The sequence below is a fragment of the uncultured Pigmentiphaga sp. genome, assembly GCF_937950555.1.
Classification (GTDB): domain Bacteria; phylum Pseudomonadota; class Gammaproteobacteria; order Burkholderiales; family Burkholderiaceae_B; genus Pigmentiphaga.
This window is the reverse complement of the sequence record NZ_CALFCW010000072.1, coordinates 38,525-54,405: the sequence shown is the minus strand read 5'-3', so window position 1 is coordinate 54,405 and position 15,881 is coordinate 38,525. Positions and strand designations below refer to the sequence as shown.

13 protein-coding genes are annotated in these 15,881 nt (G+C 63.3%); 3 read left to right on the top strand and 10 right to left on the bottom strand.

The window, feature by feature from the left end:
- Positions 1–73 precede the first annotated feature (73 nt).
- From Q0319_RS18095 to Q0319_RS18085, 3 genes are all read right to left on the bottom strand, one after another.
- Complete coding sequence (locus Q0319_RS18095; RefSeq protein ID WP_296467944.1) at positions 74–607, bottom strand: MarR family transcriptional regulator; 534 nt, start codon at positions 605–607, stop codon at positions 74–76.
- Positions 608–764: 157 nt separating this feature from the next.
- On the bottom strand, positions 765–3,017 hold the full coding sequence (locus tag Q0319_RS18090) for an acyl-CoA dehydrogenase (RefSeq protein WP_296467942.1): 2,253 nt from the start codon (positions 3,015–3,017) through the stop codon (positions 765–767).
- Positions 3,018–3,104: 87 nt separating this feature from the next.
- The gene (locus tag Q0319_RS18085; RefSeq protein ID WP_296467940.1) at positions 3,105–3,317 is read right to left on the bottom strand and encodes a hypothetical protein; all 213 of its coding nucleotides are present in this window, start codon (positions 3,315–3,317) and stop codon (positions 3,105–3,107) included.
- 208 nt (positions 3,318–3,525) lie between these two features.
- On the opposite strand from Q0319_RS18085, the gene Q0319_RS18080 reads away from it, so the two are divergent.
- A complete protein-coding gene (locus tag Q0319_RS18080; protein ID WP_296467938.1) occupies positions 3,526–3,990 on the top strand; it encodes an STN domain-containing protein in 465 nt (154 codons plus the stop codon).
- On the opposite strand, the gene Q0319_RS18075 is transcribed toward Q0319_RS18080, so the two are convergent.
- The 7 genes from Q0319_RS18075 to Q0319_RS18045 all read right to left on the bottom strand — a co-directional run bounded on the left by Q0319_RS18075 (position 3,977) and on the right by Q0319_RS18045 (position 13,746).
- The gene (locus Q0319_RS18075; RefSeq protein WP_296467936.1) at positions 3,977–5,320 is read right to left on the bottom strand and encodes a sigma-54 dependent transcriptional regulator; all 1,344 of its coding nucleotides are present in this window, start codon (positions 5,318–5,320) and stop codon (positions 3,977–3,979) included. The two genes, Q0319_RS18080 and Q0319_RS18075, sit on opposite strands and share 14 nt — an antisense overlap.
- Positions 5,313–7,205 carry an ATP-binding protein gene (locus tag Q0319_RS18070; protein WP_296467935.1) on the bottom strand — a complete coding sequence of 631 codons (1,893 nt, stop codon included), beginning with the start codon at positions 7,203–7,205 and terminating at the stop codon, positions 5,313–5,315. The genes Q0319_RS18075 and Q0319_RS18070 overlap by 8 nt, the downstream gene beginning before the upstream one ends.
- 106 nt (positions 7,206–7,311) lie before the next feature.
- On the bottom strand, positions 7,312–8,265 hold the full coding sequence (locus Q0319_RS18065) for a tripartite tricarboxylate transporter substrate-binding protein (protein WP_296467955.1): 954 nt from the start codon (positions 8,263–8,265) through the stop codon (positions 7,312–7,314).
- 113 nt (positions 8,266–8,378) lie between these two features.
- Positions 8,379–10,574 carry a DUF6351 family protein gene (locus tag Q0319_RS18060; protein ID WP_299454926.1) on the bottom strand — a complete coding sequence of 732 codons (2,196 nt, stop codon included), beginning with the start codon at positions 10,572–10,574 and terminating at the stop codon, positions 8,379–8,381.
- A gap of 409 nt (positions 10,575–10,983) precedes the next feature.
- A complete protein-coding gene (locus Q0319_RS18055; RefSeq protein ID WP_299454924.1) occupies positions 10,984–12,051 on the bottom strand; it encodes an AI-2E family transporter in 1,068 nt (355 codons plus the stop codon).
- 71 nt (positions 12,052–12,122) lie between these two features.
- Positions 12,123–12,737, bottom strand: coding sequence for a trimeric intracellular cation channel family protein (locus Q0319_RS18050; protein WP_296470655.1), 615 nt, complete (start codon positions 12,735–12,737; stop codon positions 12,123–12,125).
- Between the two features lie 106 nt (positions 12,738–12,843).
- Positions 12,844–13,746, bottom strand: a complete 903-nt coding sequence (locus tag Q0319_RS18045) for a LysR family transcriptional regulator (RefSeq protein WP_296470649.1) — start codon at positions 13,744–13,746, stop codon at positions 12,844–12,846.
- 117 nt (positions 13,747–13,863) lie between these two features.
- On the opposite strand from Q0319_RS18045, the gene Q0319_RS18040 reads away from it, so the two are divergent.
- Positions 13,864–15,123, top strand: a complete 1,260-nt coding sequence (locus Q0319_RS18040; protein WP_296470652.1) for a flavin-dependent oxidoreductase — start codon at positions 13,864–13,866, stop codon at positions 15,121–15,123.
- A gap of 219 nt (positions 15,124–15,342) precedes the next feature.
- Positions 15,343–15,858, top strand: a complete 516-nt coding sequence (locus Q0319_RS18035) for a VOC family protein (RefSeq protein WP_299454920.1) — start codon at positions 15,343–15,345, stop codon at positions 15,856–15,858.
- The last annotated feature ends 23 nt before the right edge of the window (positions 15,859–15,881 follow it).

The following is a 15,881-nucleotide window of genomic DNA, read 5'->3' as shown; positions in this document are numbered from 1 at the left end:
TTTCAGACTCCGACCCTCCTATTGTTTCGCACGCCTGCAGGAACACCGCGGCGCGCTGGTTGACGGGACCGGGTCAAACCGCTAGGCCCGACTCCGGAGACGTATCCGACGCATTGAGGTCAAGCAGGGGCGATGTATCCCTGGCGCCCGTGGGTGTTTCCATCAGGCTCACGATGCGCTCCAGCGAAAGCGTGATCGTGGCCTGTTCCAGCTCGGGCAAGGCACTCAAGGCATCAGCCAGCGTTTTCTGCAGTGGCGACGGCGCACGCCGGGCCACTTCGCGCCCTTCTTCGGTCGCGGATACCAGCACGGTGCGACGGTCTTCCCGGCTCCGCTCGCGCTTGATCCAGCCTTTTTCCTCGAGCCGATCGAGTATGCCCACCACCGTGCTCGGGCTGACGGAAATCTCTCGGCTGATGGCCGTGGCCGTCAGCGGGCCGGATTCGATGACTGCCAAAAGGCATACCAGCTGCGGAGCGGTGATGTGGCTGCAGGCAGCCAACTGCTTCGAGTGGAGCGCAATGTTGCGCGTGATGCGCCGCAGAGCTCTCAAGATCCGCACGTTGTAGTTAACGCCTGCTTCCGCCGCAGAACCGGTGGGTTCCATCTGCTTCCGAACTTCCCAAAATGCGTGACGAAAAAAAATCATTGCTCTTGCTTGATACGTAGAGCAATGATTTCAACTCGAAAAATTCTACTCGAAAACACCCGCGAGGGCAACCCTTCCTGACGGGATTTTGGCGGGAACCGCTCCGAAATTACCCCTATTCCGCAGGATTACGCCGGCATCGCGCCGGCGCGGTGCCGCCTGCCAAGTCCGCCGCCCCGAAACTGTCTACGTCCACGACCTCGGCCACCGCGCGCTCCATCTCTTCGAGGAGGGTTGCCTGCGAGGCATCCAGCGTCCCGCTGCGCACCGCCTCGCGCCAATCCGCATGCCCTGAACGGCGCAGTGCGTCGAGGACGGGTGCGGCCCGCGTCACCAGGTCGAAAGCCTTGGCCAGCCAGTCCAGCGGCTCGCCCGGACGTGGCCGGGCGAGTCCGGGAAGGAGGCGCTCCCGGGCCGGGCTCGGTTCGAGCAGGATCCGGGCGCAAGCCTGCGTCAACTGGTCCGACGGCCCCCGGCGGCGCACCCCGCGGGGCAGGCAGATGCAGCGCAGCACGCCGGCCACCGCCCGCGACGGCAGGTTGGCCAGCACGCCGTCGAGGCGTTCTTCGATGGTTGCCAAGCCGCTCTCCATGCACCATTGCACCAGCGGCAAGTCCTCCTCGCTCGCACCCTCGTCGTGCCAACGCTTGAGGACGGCAGACAGAAGATAAAGCTCGGCAAGCACGTCGCCCAATCTGCCAGAGAGCATTTCCCGGCGCTTGAGCGCACCGCCCAACGTCGCCAGGGCGACGTCCGCGACCAGGGCAAAGGCCGAGGCGTAACGGCCCAACTGGCGGTAGTAGCCCGCCACGGCGCCCGCCCCCCGGGGCGCCGGCGCAAAACGCCCGTTCGTCCAGGCCCTGGCCAACGCCCGCAAAGCGTTGGCCCCGGCATGCGCGGCGTGGCGCCAGAAGACCCGGTCGAACGCCTCCAGCCCGCGTCGCGGATCCGGGTCGGCCAGCGCAGCCATTTCGCGCATCAGGTAAGGGTGCGCGCGAATCGCTCCTTGGCCGAAGATGATCAGGCATCGGGTGAGGATGTTTGCTCCCTCGACCGTGATGCCGATGGGAATGGCTCGATAAATATTGGAGAGATAATTGCGTGGCCCGTCGATCACGCCCTTGCCGGCATGCACATCCATGGCGTCGTTCACCGCGATGCGCATTCGCTCGGTCGCGTGGTATTTCATGATGGCCGAGATCACGGCCGGCTTGTGGCCGGCGTCCAGTCCCGCGCATGTCAGGCGCCGCGCCGCATCGACCTGGTAGGCCAGCGCTGCCATGCGCCCCAGCTTTTCCTGCACGCCTTCAAACTTGCCGATGGGAATGCCGAACTGCTGGCGCACCCTGGCGTAGGCGCCGCTCGTATGCGCCGAGAAGACGCAAGACGCCGCCGCGAGCGAAGGCAGGGAAATGCCGCGCCCGGCGGCCAGCGCGCTCATCAGCATCTGCCAGCCCTGGCCCGCCCGCTCGACCCCGCCGATGATGGAGTCGAGCGGAATGAAAACGTCGCGGCCTCGATTCGGGCCGTTCTGGAAAACCTGCATCGCGGGGATGTGGCGACGGCCGATCTCCACGCCCGGTGCATGGGTGGGCACCAAGGCGACCGTAATGCCCAGCTCGACGCGATCCCCGAGCAGGCGGTCGGGGTCCCGCAGCTTGAACGCCAGCCCCAAGACCGTGGCAACGGGCCCGAGCGTGATGTAGCGCTTGTGCCAGTTCAGGCGGATGCCAAGCACTTCCTGCCCCTGCCACTGCCCCCGGCAGACCACGCCCTCGTCCACCATCGAGGCGGCGTCCGAGCCGGCCTCCGGGCTGGTGAGGCCAAAGCACGGGATTTCGCGCCCGTCGGCGAGCCGGGGCAACCAATACTCCCGCTGGGCTTCGGTCCCGAAATGCAACAACAGCTCACCCGGCCCCAGCGAATTGGGCACCATCACCGTAACCGCCGCCGTCAATGAACGGGTAGACAGGCGGCGGACCACCTCGGAGTGCGCATAGGCGGAAAAGCCAAGGCCGCCATACTTGCGGGGAATGATCATCCCGAAGAACTTGCGCGCCTTCAGAAAGGCCCAGATGTCGGCGGGCAGGTCGCGCAATTCCCAGCTGATGCGCCAGTCGTCGATCATGGCGCAGAGCTCGGCCACTGGGCCGTCCAGAAAGGCCTGCTCTTCCTCGCTGAGCCGGGCAGGCGGCGTGTCGAGTAGCTTGCGCCAAGCAGGATCGCCAGTAAACAGCTCCGCGTCCCACCACACATCCCCTGCTTCGATCGCTTCCCGCTCGGTGTCCGACATCGTGGGCAGCGACCTTGCCGCCCACCGGAAAAGGGGTTTAGACAACCAATCGCGCCGCCACGCGGATACGGCCATCGAGATGCCTCCTTGCTGACTCTTCTTGGCGCATATTAGTACGAGCCCAGGTGTACGAGCCCGGATGCAAGGAGGGCACTGTCGCCGCTATTTGCCGCCGGGACCGGCCACGTCGATGCCGCTGCCGGACAGCTTGTTCGACTTCGGGGCACGTCCCAGCTCGTCGGCGGAAGTGTTGCGATCGTTCTGCCGCGAAATTTGCTCGCGCTTGGCGGAAACATCCGGGGTCGCGCCCGGGGGTGCCTTGTGTTCGGCGCCCTCGGAAGACCGCCGGTCGGAAGGATGGGAAGAAGGCTTCATGCATGCTCCTCCAGCTGATGTTCGGCTCGGGCCAGCATGAAGCATTCCCGGCGCAATCTGGGCGGCGCCGGCAGGCCGCATCTAGGAGGTACCCCGCTTTTGGAAGAGAACAACTGACCGAACGCCGATGCCGTGATACGCTTGAATCGTCATCGAACAATTACAAGCAGGGCGCCCCGCCGGGGCCGCCCTGCAACTGGAGACTCGTATGACTTGCCAAGTCATTCCCTTGCGGCCACGCCGCACCAAGAGGGCAGCGGTTCCCGTCCCGGGAAAATGGTTGATGTTCGCGGTGCCGGCGGTGATCTCCTTCACCTGGCTGCTCGCGCTGCCGGGCATGCCGCACACGCAACCGCAGGCCGATTCGGCGGAGGAGTTCCGCCGGAGTTTCGCCGTCTCGCCCGGCGAGCTGCGGCCGGCACTCGAGAAATTCGCGCGGCAGGCCGGCATCCGGCTCGCCTTCGATCCCGCCAGCGTCTCCGGCCTGACCACGCCCGGCCTGCAAGGCCGCTATACCGTGCAGGACGGCCTGAACCAACTGCTGCGCGGCACCGGCTACCAGGGCTCCCCGGAAAGTGGCCGCTACGTGCTCGTGCCCGAGCCCTCGACCTCGGCGGAAAAAAGGCGGCCACCCGTCGCTCCCCGCCTGGCGGTGACGCTCATCCCTGCTTGAAGTCCTCGGTGCTCAAGCCAAGCCGGTGCATCTTGTCGTAGAGTGTCTTGCGCGGCAGCCCGAGCATTTCCGCGGCTGCCGCAGTGCGACCGGAACAACTCTTGAGCGCATCCTCGATCAGCAGCCGCTCGAACATCGTCACCTGCTCCTCCAAGGAGCGCCGCCGCAGCGACGCCTCCTCCGCCAAGTTCTCCTTGGCAAGCCCCAGCACGAACCGGTCGGCGACATTGCGCAACTCGCGAACGTTGCCTGGCCAATGGTGCGCCATGAGCGACTGAATCTGCGTACTCGACGCTTCGGGCGCCTCGCGTCCATAGCGCATGGCAGCCTGGAGGACGAAATGCTCGAACAACAGCGGGATGTCTTCGCGCCGCTCCCGCAAGGGCGGGATCTCCAGCACGGCGACGCTGAGGCGGTAGTACAGGTCCGTACGGAACACGCCGCGATTCGCCTCGGACAACAAATCGGTTTTGGTCGCGGCAATCACCCTGCAATCCATGGGCAGCGGCTCATTGGACCCCAGTCGCTCGAACACGCGCTCCTGTAACGTACGGAGCAGCTTGACCTGCAGCACGGTCGGCATGGTCTCGATTTCATCCAGGAACAGCGTGCCTCCCCGGGCATACTCGATCTTGCCGATGCGTCGCTTGACCGCGCCGGTAAAGGCGCCGGCCTCATGCCCGAAAACCTCGCTTTCGAACAGGTTCTCGGGCATGCCGCCGCAATTGAGCGCCGCAAAGGGGTGCTCGCGGCGCTTGCTGTAATCGTGCAGGCATCGCGCCACGAGCTCCTTGCCGGTTCCCGTCTCGCCGACGATGAGCACGTCGGCGTCGGTGTCGGCGATTTCCAGGATGACTCGCCGGAGCGCAACGATTGCCGGAGAGCGTCCCAACAACACCCCCTCGATCGCACGGCGGTCTTCGAGCTGGCGGCGCAGGGATTGCACTTCCAGCGTCAATGAACGCTTTTCCAATGCCCGCTGCACGACCTCGATCAAATGCTCGGAAGAAAACGGCTTTTCGATGAAATCGTAGGCGCCCAGTCGCATCGCCTGCACCGCCATGGAAATATCCCCATGCCCGGTGACCAGGATGACCGGCATGCTGGGGTCGATTTCCATGGTCCGACGCAATAGCTCCAGTCCGTCCATGCCGGCCATCTTCACATCCGTCACCAGTACGCCCGGATAGCCGGCGCAAAGGCGCTTGAGCGCCTGCTCGGCCGTATCCAAGGCCTCGACGTTCAGCCCCGCCAACTGCAGGGCCTGCTTGCCGCCCAGCTGCACTGCCGGGTCATCCTCGACGAATAGGACGCTCAACGCGTCAAACATCAGCTTCCTCCTCCATTTCTATCGTCGCCGGACGCAACTGCAAGACGAATGCCGCCCCGCCCCCCGGACGGTTGTACGCCCGGAGGCTTCCGCCGAAGTCCCGCATGATGGCGGCGGAAATCGCCAGTCCAAGCCCCAGGCCGCTCCCTTGCTCTTTGGTCGTAAAGAAGGGTTCAAACAAGCGCGGCATGACATGCGGCGGAATGCCTGGTCCGCTGTCCATCACCATGATGGACACCCACTCCCCGACCGCCACTTTCACCTCCAGGCGCCGTTCCCCGGTTTGCGCCATGGCGTCGATGGCATTGCTCATCAGATTCACCAAGACCTGCTCCAGGCGGTTGCCGTCGCACAAGGCGCACGCGTCCTCTGGAACGGCGACGTTCAGTTCGACGTGCTCCTGGCGCAGCCGCTGCTCGAGCAAGAAACACGCATCGGAAATCGCCACCGAAATCGAGGTGGGCTTGAGCAGCGATGGGGATTTGCGGGCGAACTTTTTCAACTGCCCCGTGATCTTTCCCATGCGCGCGATCAGCTGTCCGATCAGGGCGAGATTCTCTTGCGCATCCCCCTGGCGCCCACGCTGCAAGAACACCGCCGCATTGTCTGCGAGCGTCCGCAACGCGGCCAGCGGCTGGTTCAATTCGTGCGTGATGCTGGCGGCCATTTGGCCCAAGGCCGCCATTTTTCCTGCCTGCACGAGTTCGTCCAGCGTCGCCTTCAGCTCTTCCTCGGCCCGCTTCCGCTCCGCGATCTCGATGTGCAGATGGCGGTTCGCATCACTCAACGCCTGCGTGCGCGCGGCAACCTTGCGCTCCAGCTCGTCGTGCGCGCGCTGCAGCGCCGCGCTCGCCGCCAGGCTCTGGGCGATCGCCCGCCTGCGTTGCTGCAAGTACAGCCCCAGGATCGCCAGGAAACCCATCACCAGGGCCGCAGCAATGGCGGCATTGCTGGCACGCGCATGAATGGGCGCGATGTTCGACAACGCCATGAGTCGCCACTGGGTACCCGGAATCGACCGGCTCCGCAACAGGTAAGAAGGCTGCAGGAAATTACCGCTATCCCCTCCTTTTGCCTCGCCGGCAAACTGCACGATGGAGGTGCCGTCCGGAAAGCGCCGGACCTCCGTCATGTCCAGGGAAGCCAGCGAGCCCGCGTGGTATTGCCGGGTCGCGGCGAGCTGCTCCCGCGTTTGCGGCGACAAAGGCCTGAGCGTCTTGAACTCCCAATCGGGCACGGAGGTCAGGAAGATGACGCCGTTCTCATCCACGACGGCGACTTTCTCGTCGGCCCGCCCCCACGTCTTCTCCAATTTGTCGAGCTCTACCTTCAGCGCCGCGACGCCGAGCATCGAGCCGCCATCGTAGATGCCGTAAGAAAAGTAATACCCCGGCGACTGGCTGACCGTTCCAACCCCGTAGAAGCGGCCGGGCAATCCTTGGACCGCATCGATGAAATAAGGGCGATATGAAAAATTGCGCCCCACGAAACTTGGAGGCCGGTTCCAGTTGCTGGCTGCAAGCGTGAGTCCATCCATGTTCATGACGTAGATCTCGGATGAACCGGCCTTCAAGTTGACGGTTTCGAGATACCGATTCACGCGGGCAATCCGTTCCGGATTTCCGGGATCCTTCAACAGGGCAATGACGTCTTTGTTCAGCGATAAGATGCCAGGCAGATAGTCATATCGGGTCAGCTCGCTCTGCAGGCCCCCCGCATAGATATCCAGCCGGTGCTCCACGCCCTGAGCCATGTCGCGCATGCCGGCCCGTTCGCCCCAGGCATACGCAGCCACGACCGCCACGCCCGCGGCGAACAGGCACGCAGCGCCCCAAGCCAGGCGGGGATCGAAAGATCCACGGACGAGCCGCAGCCTGGCGCGCAAGTCTCTTCCTATTTTCCTTATCGCCATGCGACGCAACTGTATCGCACCCGCGTCGAGAAGGGCAGCAGGGCTTGCGGCCTTGCGCCCGCCGCAAGCCCGGCCCATGTCAGTCCGCGTAAACGCCGGCTGCCCGGATGACGGGCGTCCACTTATTGATTTCGTTGCTCAAGTGCTTGCGCAGGGAGCTTGGCGTTGCACGGTCGGCCGTGGCCGCCTGGGCCCCTAGGTCTTCCATCTTCTTGCGGAAGCTCGGGTCCTCTACGGCTGCTTGCAGCGCAGCCGACAATTTCGCGACGACATCGGCTGGCGTTCCCTTGGGCGCGTACATGGCATGCCAGATCTTCACTTCGATGCCCGGGAGCCCCTGTTCGGACGCCGCGGGGATATCCCGGAAAGCGTCGATACGTGCCGATTGCATGGCGATATAAGGCTTGACCACGCCGGCCTTGATTTGGCCCGACACGTTTGTCGTCTGGTCGCACATCAGATTGACCTGGCCTCCGATCAGGTCCGTGAGCGCAGGAGCCGTGCCCTTATAGGGAACCGTTCCAAGCTGCTTGCCGATGGCGCTCATGAAAAGCAGGCCGCACAGGTGCGACGCTGACCCGATGCCCGCATTGGCCATGAACAAATTACTGGCATTGCTTTGGATGTACGGCAACAGCTCCTTGAAATCTTGGGGCGGCAGGTTCTTGTTGCCCAAGAGAACCATGGGTACGTCGGCGATCTCGCCCACCATCTCGAAATCCTCGAGTGGATCGAAGCCCAGTTTCCGGTACAACGCGGGTGCGGTAGACATGCCGATGTGGTGAATCAGCACGGTATGGCCGTCATTGCGTGCGGAAGCGACTTTCCGCGCGCCGATCGTTCCGCCTGCACCGCCGACGTTCTCGATCACGATCTGGGCCTTGAGGTGCTTGCTCATGATGGCCGTCACTTCCCGCGCGACCTTATCAGTAGGACCGCCCGCCGCAAACGGGACGACGGCCATGACAGGAGCATTGCCCGGATACTCTTGGGCACATGTGGTGAAGGCGGCCGACGCGGCCAGGATCGTCATCGAGATGCTGGATAGGAATTTCATATAGTCAGTAGAAAAAAGTTTGACTGTCCGGATGAATTGGACGAACGCGCCGACCCCTGGACGGGGTCGGCTACATCTGGCTTGGCCCGTTACGGACGCGTAACGTCGAACAGCAGGTTTTTCTCAGAAGGACCAAACGAGATCCAGGTACCCACGAGCGGCTGCTGCTCGACGCCGGGCTTGGTCCAGTCGCAGACGCCGTCCGGGAAAATCTCGCGCAGGCGGCTCAGCTGCCCCGGGGTCAACGGCACCTTGTAATCGGCAGGGTCGACGGGCTTGAGCTGGCACTTGACGATGTTGTCCGCCAACGGCCCGCCCGCCACCATCCGGGGCGTAATGCCCGCAGGATAGAGCTCGTTGCAGCGGCCGTCGCCGAATGGCGTGGACGGTTCGACAATCTTCTCGCCAGACTCGTCCCAGCAAGCGTCGGCCAGGCCGGCGGGCTTGTGGGCGACGACTTTTCGCGCCTTGGGTTCGTCCGACTTGTCGTTGACCACTCCCATCAGCCACTGGTCCATCAACTGCAGCAAGCTGTCAGACACCCGGCCGGGACCGAGCATGACGTGATTGTCGAAATGGCCGTTTGCCGCCTTCAGCCGCTCACGCACCGAGTAGGAGTGAATCTTGTTGTGGATGTCGCCGTTGACCGCCTTGTCGAAGTAATCCCGGTGCTCAAGGATGGCCGTGGAGGCCAAGCCGCCTCCGCCATACGTGATGCGGCCCGACTGATAGGCGCGGCGAATGGCATCGAGGTCGCCTGAGGTGCGCTGCGGCGTCGGCTGCAGATCCACGTCCAGGCCACCGATGTTGGCATTCAGGTCGAGGAATTCCTCCACCGTGATGACGCCATCGTTGAGCGCCTTCAACCCGTACTGCACGCCCACGTTGTCGATCGGGCGCAGCGCGAATCCGCGGGAGTCTTTCCCGTACACGTTGACGGTGTGGTCGTAAACGGTTGCCCGTGCGCCGCTAGGCCGATCGACCGGATGGTACTTCAGCTCCTCGGGGAAACCGGATGGGAACGAGAGGACTGGGTCGAGCCGTCCCGCACTGGTGCTCATGGCGGAGATATTGCCTACTTGCAAATAGCCGGAAATCGCCTTTTTCTTTTCATCCGTGTAGGCAAGTCCGCCCGGGCGGTTGAAGTAATTGTTGAGCAAGCGCGAATCGAACAGCTTGAACAGGGTGGCCGAAGTCACGTCCGGGAAGACCGAATTCACGATGATGCCGTCGAACAGCCCGGGATAATTATCCGATGTCTGGAAGCTCTGGTAGGCACCGCCCGATCCGCCGGTTCCTATGGTATAGACCGGCACCCCGTAGGCCTCGATGAAGCGCTCCTTGGTCATCGCGACTGTTTCCGAAGAAAGCAGGTCGTTGCAGTTGGAGCCGAAAATGTTGAGGGTGGAAGTCACCGCGGCATAGCCCTGCTTCATCCATTCGTCGACGATGAGCGTGCTGAACGTTCCGCCTTGCGTATACCAGCCTCCCTGGCAGCCTCCGCCCAAGGGATAGATAAGCTTCCCATTCCAGGCCTTGGACCGCTTATCGGGACCGATGGGCCCCTCGTTCAACGGATCGTGGAGCATGGCCGACTGGTAAATGCCACGATTGATCGTGCCGGTCTCGAGCCGGACCAGATACGGCACCGTGCGTTCGGTTGGCTTGCCCTCATCGATGGTGATGTAGGCCATGTCGTCCGGATAGACCGTCGGGGTATTCCAACGCGCGTTGCCCCCGGTGGTCCTGCGATAGAAGTAATCGATCCGGGTATTCGTCGAACAATGCTCATCCAAGGGACCGTCGAGCGTGCCTCCCCCCAGCCGCCCGAAGCTCGTCGTGGTGCACAGGAAGGGCTTCTCATGGGGGCCGGATATCATCGGCCCGGTAATCGGATAGTTCGTGACCTCGAGGGTCGCCGTCGCCTCGCCAATTTGTGCATGCAAGGTGTTCTTGCCCACCACCATCCCGCTCACCAGCCCCTGCCAGGTCGAGCTTCCTATCTTGGTGAACGCGCGCGACACATCGCTGTTGTCGAGCATGACGACAAGCTCACCCTCCACACCGGGCGGCACCTCGATTTGGACGAGCGCATCGCCCCCCGTCACATAGTCCGGTAGGGATGAAACGGTGCTTAGTTTCAGTAGAGGCGCCGGCGGATCATCGGGCGAAGGCGCACCGCCATCGCTTCCGCCGCAGGCAGCTACCAATACGGCCGCCGCACCTACCGCCCATGCCCACCTCGCCAGTCCATACCCTCCCTGGCGAAGGCGACTAGTACGCATCTGTCGCATGAAAATCTCCTCATTTAGTCTTGTCGTTAGCTGCCGCCCCGACGGCACGCACGATGTCCTTTGCGCACGCGTCGCCACCCCCGCCCGGGAGACGGGGCCTGGCCATTCGATGTGTTGCAGCAGAAGCGGTCTCGTGAACCGCCGTGCCCCCCGGACTCGTAGCACAGCTGAGGCAAGGCCTCTTTCTCGTCTTCTTGTCGTTACGGCAAGGCCGATATTGCAAAGCTCGTGCCAGCGGGGAGCCCCTCTTCGCCCTCCGGCTAACTCATTGTTTCTATGTATTTTTTGCATGCTCCCTTGCGCCGGACGACACAGGGGATGGGCAGATTCCCGCAATAAACGGACACGGCCATTCCGGAAAACCGGAATGGCCGTGTCCAATGCTCGCGGGCCCCGCGAGCTATGCGCCGGTCGCCGGTGGCGGCTCCTCGACGGAAGAGAACAAATCCCAGACCGCGATGAACAGCGCGGCGATCAACGGACCAATCACGAAGCCATTAATGCCGAACAAGGCCATCCCGCCCAGCGTGGAAATGAGCACGACGTAGTCGGGCATGCGGGTGTCCTTCCCGACGAGGACGGGCCGCAGCACGTTGTCCACGAGCCCGATGACCAGGATGCCGTACAGCGTAAGCACCACGCCCTGCCAAATGGAGCCCGTCAGAATGAAGTACACGGCCACCGGCCCCCAGATGAGACCCGCGCCGACTGCGGGCAAGAGCGAGAGGAAAGCCATGACCACGCTCCAGAGCAAGGCCGCCTTGATGCCCAGCAGCCAAAATATGATGCCGCCCAGCATCCCCTGGGTGACCGCGACCACGATGTTGCCTTTTACCGTCGCCCGCACCACGGCAATGAATTTCCGGAATAGGTGGCGCTTGTGCTCCTCGGTCAACGGCAGGGCTTGGCGGATGCGCGCGGAAAGCCCTGGCCCGTCGCGCAACAGGAAAAACAAGAGATACAGCATGACGCCGAGGCCGACCACGAACTGAAAGGTGTTCTGGCCAATGTTCAGCGCCTGCGTGGCAAAGAACTGGCTGCCTTTGGCGGCGACTTCGGCCAGCTTGGCCTGGATGCTTGATACGTCGACCAGGCCGAACTTGTCCATCAGGCCGCGCACGCTCGGCGGCAATGCCGCCATCGCCCGCTCCATGTAGGCGCCGAAGTTGATGTCGCCCGCGCGGATTTGTTCGTACACTGCGGCGCCCTGGCTGATGATCGCCCCAGCAATGGCAGACACGGGAATAATGACGATCAGCACGCAGACGAGCAGCGTGGTCAGCGCCGCGAGATTCCTTCTCCCGCCGAACAGCGCACACAGTCGCCGCTGCAGCGGATAAAAAATGATGGCGAGGATGGCTCCCCAGAAGACCGCGCCGAAAAATGGCCATAGCAGCCAGCCGAACGCGACCGTAACCAAAACCAACAGCAACAAAAAGGTGCGGTACTGCAAAGAGGTCTGACTCATGGGCCGTCCTTCCGGGGAAACGGGGTCATCGCAGCATAGCCTAGGCGGCAGGCCGTGCCGCACGCATCCGGTCAATCTTCCAAATGCCGCTGCGCCTTGAACACGGGCAGCGCCAAACCCCACTTGATAGACGCCAAGCGGAACAGGAAACCCGTCACCAACGCGATGCCCGTCGCATGGTCGTGCCCGACGCCGTACCGTTGCAGCAAAACGTATAGCGTTCCGGTGGCGAGCGCCACCGAGGCGTACATGTCGCGGCGCAGGACGAGCGGCACCTGGTTGCACAAAACGTCGCGCAGCAGCCCCCCGCAAATGCCCGTGACCATGCCCATCAGCACGACGATGCTGGGATGCACCCCGACCGAAGCGGCGACGTCACACCCGATGATGGCAAACGCCACCAGCCCGAGGGCGTCGAGCAGCAGGAAGGCCATGCGGACGCGATGCATGAAACGCACGAGGTAGGCGGCGGACAGCGCCGCCCCCACCGTGAAGAACAGGTATTCGGGGTGAGCCACCCAGCCGAGCGGGTAATGGCCAAGGAGCATGTCGCGGATGGAACCGCCCCCCAGGGCAGTCACGGTCCCGACGACGCAGACGCCGAACACGTCCATGCGGCGGCGCATGCCCATGATGGCGCCCGACGCGGCCTCCGCGGTAATGGCCAGGAGGTAGATGACTTGCAACAACATGGTGTCTCTCGTTGATCTCGTCCGGCGCCCGGCCGGGCGCGGATCAGCCGCATTATCGCAGGCGCGGTAAAGCCTGGCGGGCCGGCCGGCCCCCCGCCCCTCAGCCGCCCACCGCGGGAAGAGCCTCCATCAAGGCACGCCGGAAGGCCTCCATGACCTCCGGCGCCTTGAAGCCGCGCCGCGTGACCTGATACAAGTCCAGGCTCACCGCGGGCTTGACCAGCAGATCGGCCGCCACCCGGTGACGGTGGCAGGCGACGAGGGCGAAAGTCGGCATGACTGCCGTGCCCATTCCGGCCTCGACCATAGAGATCAGCGTCTCGAAGAAATTGAAAGTCGGCCGGTCTTCGTTTCCCCGCCCGATTTTCTCCAAGTGCGGCTCGATTAGCCGTTGAATCGGATTGCTGGCAGGCAGGCTGATCAAGGTTGCGGTCCGCAAGTTGCTCCACGGCGTCGTTCCCACGGGGCGGCCCGGCGCCTGCTGCCCCGGCTCGACCCGCATGAGCCGGAACTTGCCCACCGGTGCCCGTTCCAGGCCGGCCGGGGGCTTGAAAAAAAACCCCAGGCCGAGGTCCGCCTCTCCGCCGGCAACCAGGGCTTCGACCTGATGCAGGTCGGCGTCGGCCAGCCGCAGTTCCACATGGGGATATGCGGCCTTGAATTGCTGGAAAACGTGCGGCAGGATGTTGGCAGAGATCATGGGTGGGGCGGCGATGCGAAGCGTCTGGCGTGCCCGCTTCCCCTCTACGCCAAGCTTGGCCACGACGGCCTCGAGATCGCCCACCACGCGCTGCGCAACCGGCAGCAGGTCGCGGCCGGCCGGCGTCAGCACGACCATCCTCGTCGTGCGGTCGAACAGTCGGCAATCGAGCTGTTTCTCCATCTCGCGGATCATGATGCTCAGGCCGGCCTGCGTCATGTGCACCTTCTCTGCAGCGCGAGTGAAGTTGCCGATACGCGCGACGTGCAGGAATACCTGCAACTGGCGTAAAGAGAGATTCATAAGAACCTAATATGTATCCATATCACATCTAAATTTCCAAAATACCTCGATCTGTCGCCTAATACCACCCCGGCGGCCGGGCAAGGCCGGCAAGAGACAATCCAAAACAGGTGTGAAATGAGCCGCAAGGAAGACGTCGTCATCATCGGAGCAGGAATAGGAGGCTTGACCCTGGCCCTGAGCTTGCACCAGGCCGGCATTGCCTGCCGCATATACGAGGCCGTGCCGGAACTCAAGGCGCTGGGCGTCGGGATCAACATCCTGCCCCATGCAGCGCGCGAACTCAGCGAACTCGGACTGCTGCCGGAACTGGACAAAGTGGCGGTCCGCACCCGCGAATCCATCTTTTTCACCGAACATGGCCAGTTCGTGTTCCGCGAGCCGGCCGGGCTCGACGCCGGCTTCGACTGGCCGCAATACTCGATACACCGCGGCGACCTGCAAACCGTGCTGCTCGACGCCGTCAAGCAACGCCTGGGAGCGGACGCCGTCGTGTGCGGCGCGCGGTGCACCGGCGTTTCCCAAGACGATGACTCGATCACGGCCCATTTCGTATCGCCCGAAGGCGAGAAGCTGCCAAGCGTGCAAGCCGCCCTCGTCATCGGCTGCGACGGCGTGCACTCCGCATTGCGCAAGCAGCTCTACCCGGACGAAGGCGCGCCCCGCTACTCCGGGGTCAACATGTGGCGCGGCACCACCGTCTGGAAACCCTTCCTCAGCGAGGCCAGCATGGTGCGCGCAGGCTGGCTGGACGTGGGCAAGATGGTCATCTACCCCATCCGCAACAACGTGGATGGCAAAGGGAACCAGCTCATCAACTGGGTGGCGGAGATCACTGACCCGAATCCCGCCATCCGCGACTGGAGCCGCCCGGGGCGCCTGGAAGACTTCCTGCCCACGTTCGAAAACTGGCACTTCGACTGGCTGGATGTTCCCGCGCTGATCCGTGCCTCGGACGCCATACTGGAATATCCCATGGTCGACCAGGACCCCCTGCCGACCTGGACCCAGGGACGCCTCACACTGCTAGGCGATGCGGCGCACCCCATGGTGCCCCGCGGCTCGAACGGCGCCGGCCAAGCCATCATCGACGCGCGCTTCCTGGCAGGCCAGCTCAAGGAGAAAGGGCTGGTTCCGGAGGCCCTCCAGGTCTACGACAAGGTCCGCGTGGCGGCGACCACCCAGGTCGTCCTGACCAACCGCGCCAACCCGCCCGACACCATCCTGCGCGAAGTGTACGAACGCACGGGCGGCAAACCCTTCGAGCGCCTGGAAGACTTCGTTTCGCAGGAAGAATTGCAGGCCATTTCCGACAACTACAAGAAAATCGCCGGCTACAGCCCGGCCGCGCTCAAAGCCCGGCCTTCCTTCCTCTGACGCCACGCATTCGAACCACCTGGCAAGCCGCCCTTGGGGCGGCTTTTTTGTTGTCGCAAGTACCGAAATAGTTTGTGAAATTTATCGAAGAGAATTCGCGATAAACAAAATTAAAGTATCTGATATTGATACTTTTTGAAATTTCCGTAGAATTCGCTGCATGGATAACGGAAGTTCCTCCCCGGTCCGGCATCGGGGAGCGACTCAAGGAGACACACCATGGCAGCGCTCGTACCCATACACGGCTTGCACCATTACGCTTATCGGTGCCGGGACGCCGAGGAAACCCGCCGTTTCTATGAAGACATCCTCGGCCTTCCTCTCGTCCACGTCATCCGCGCAGAACGCGTGCCCAGCACGGGCGAATACTGTCCGTACGTGCACATCTTCTTCGAGATGCAGGATGGCTCCTACCTGGCGTTCTTCGACCTCGGCGACGGACAGGCCGCCGCGCCATCCCCCAACACGCCGGACTGGGTCAACCACATTGCCCTGCAGGTTGGCTCCGAAGCCGAACTGCACGAAGCCAAGGCCAAGTTGGAACAAGCCGGCATCGAGGTGGTCGGCGTCACCGACCACGGCTTCGTCAAATCCATTTATTTCTTCGATCCCAATGGCATCCGGCTCGAGTTGACGACCCGGACAGTGCCTGACGAACAGCTCGAAACCTACAAGCAACGGGCCCACGCGCAATTGGCCGACTGGGTTCGGGAAAAAGCCGCAGCCGCTGCATAAGCCCACGCATAAGCCACGCACGC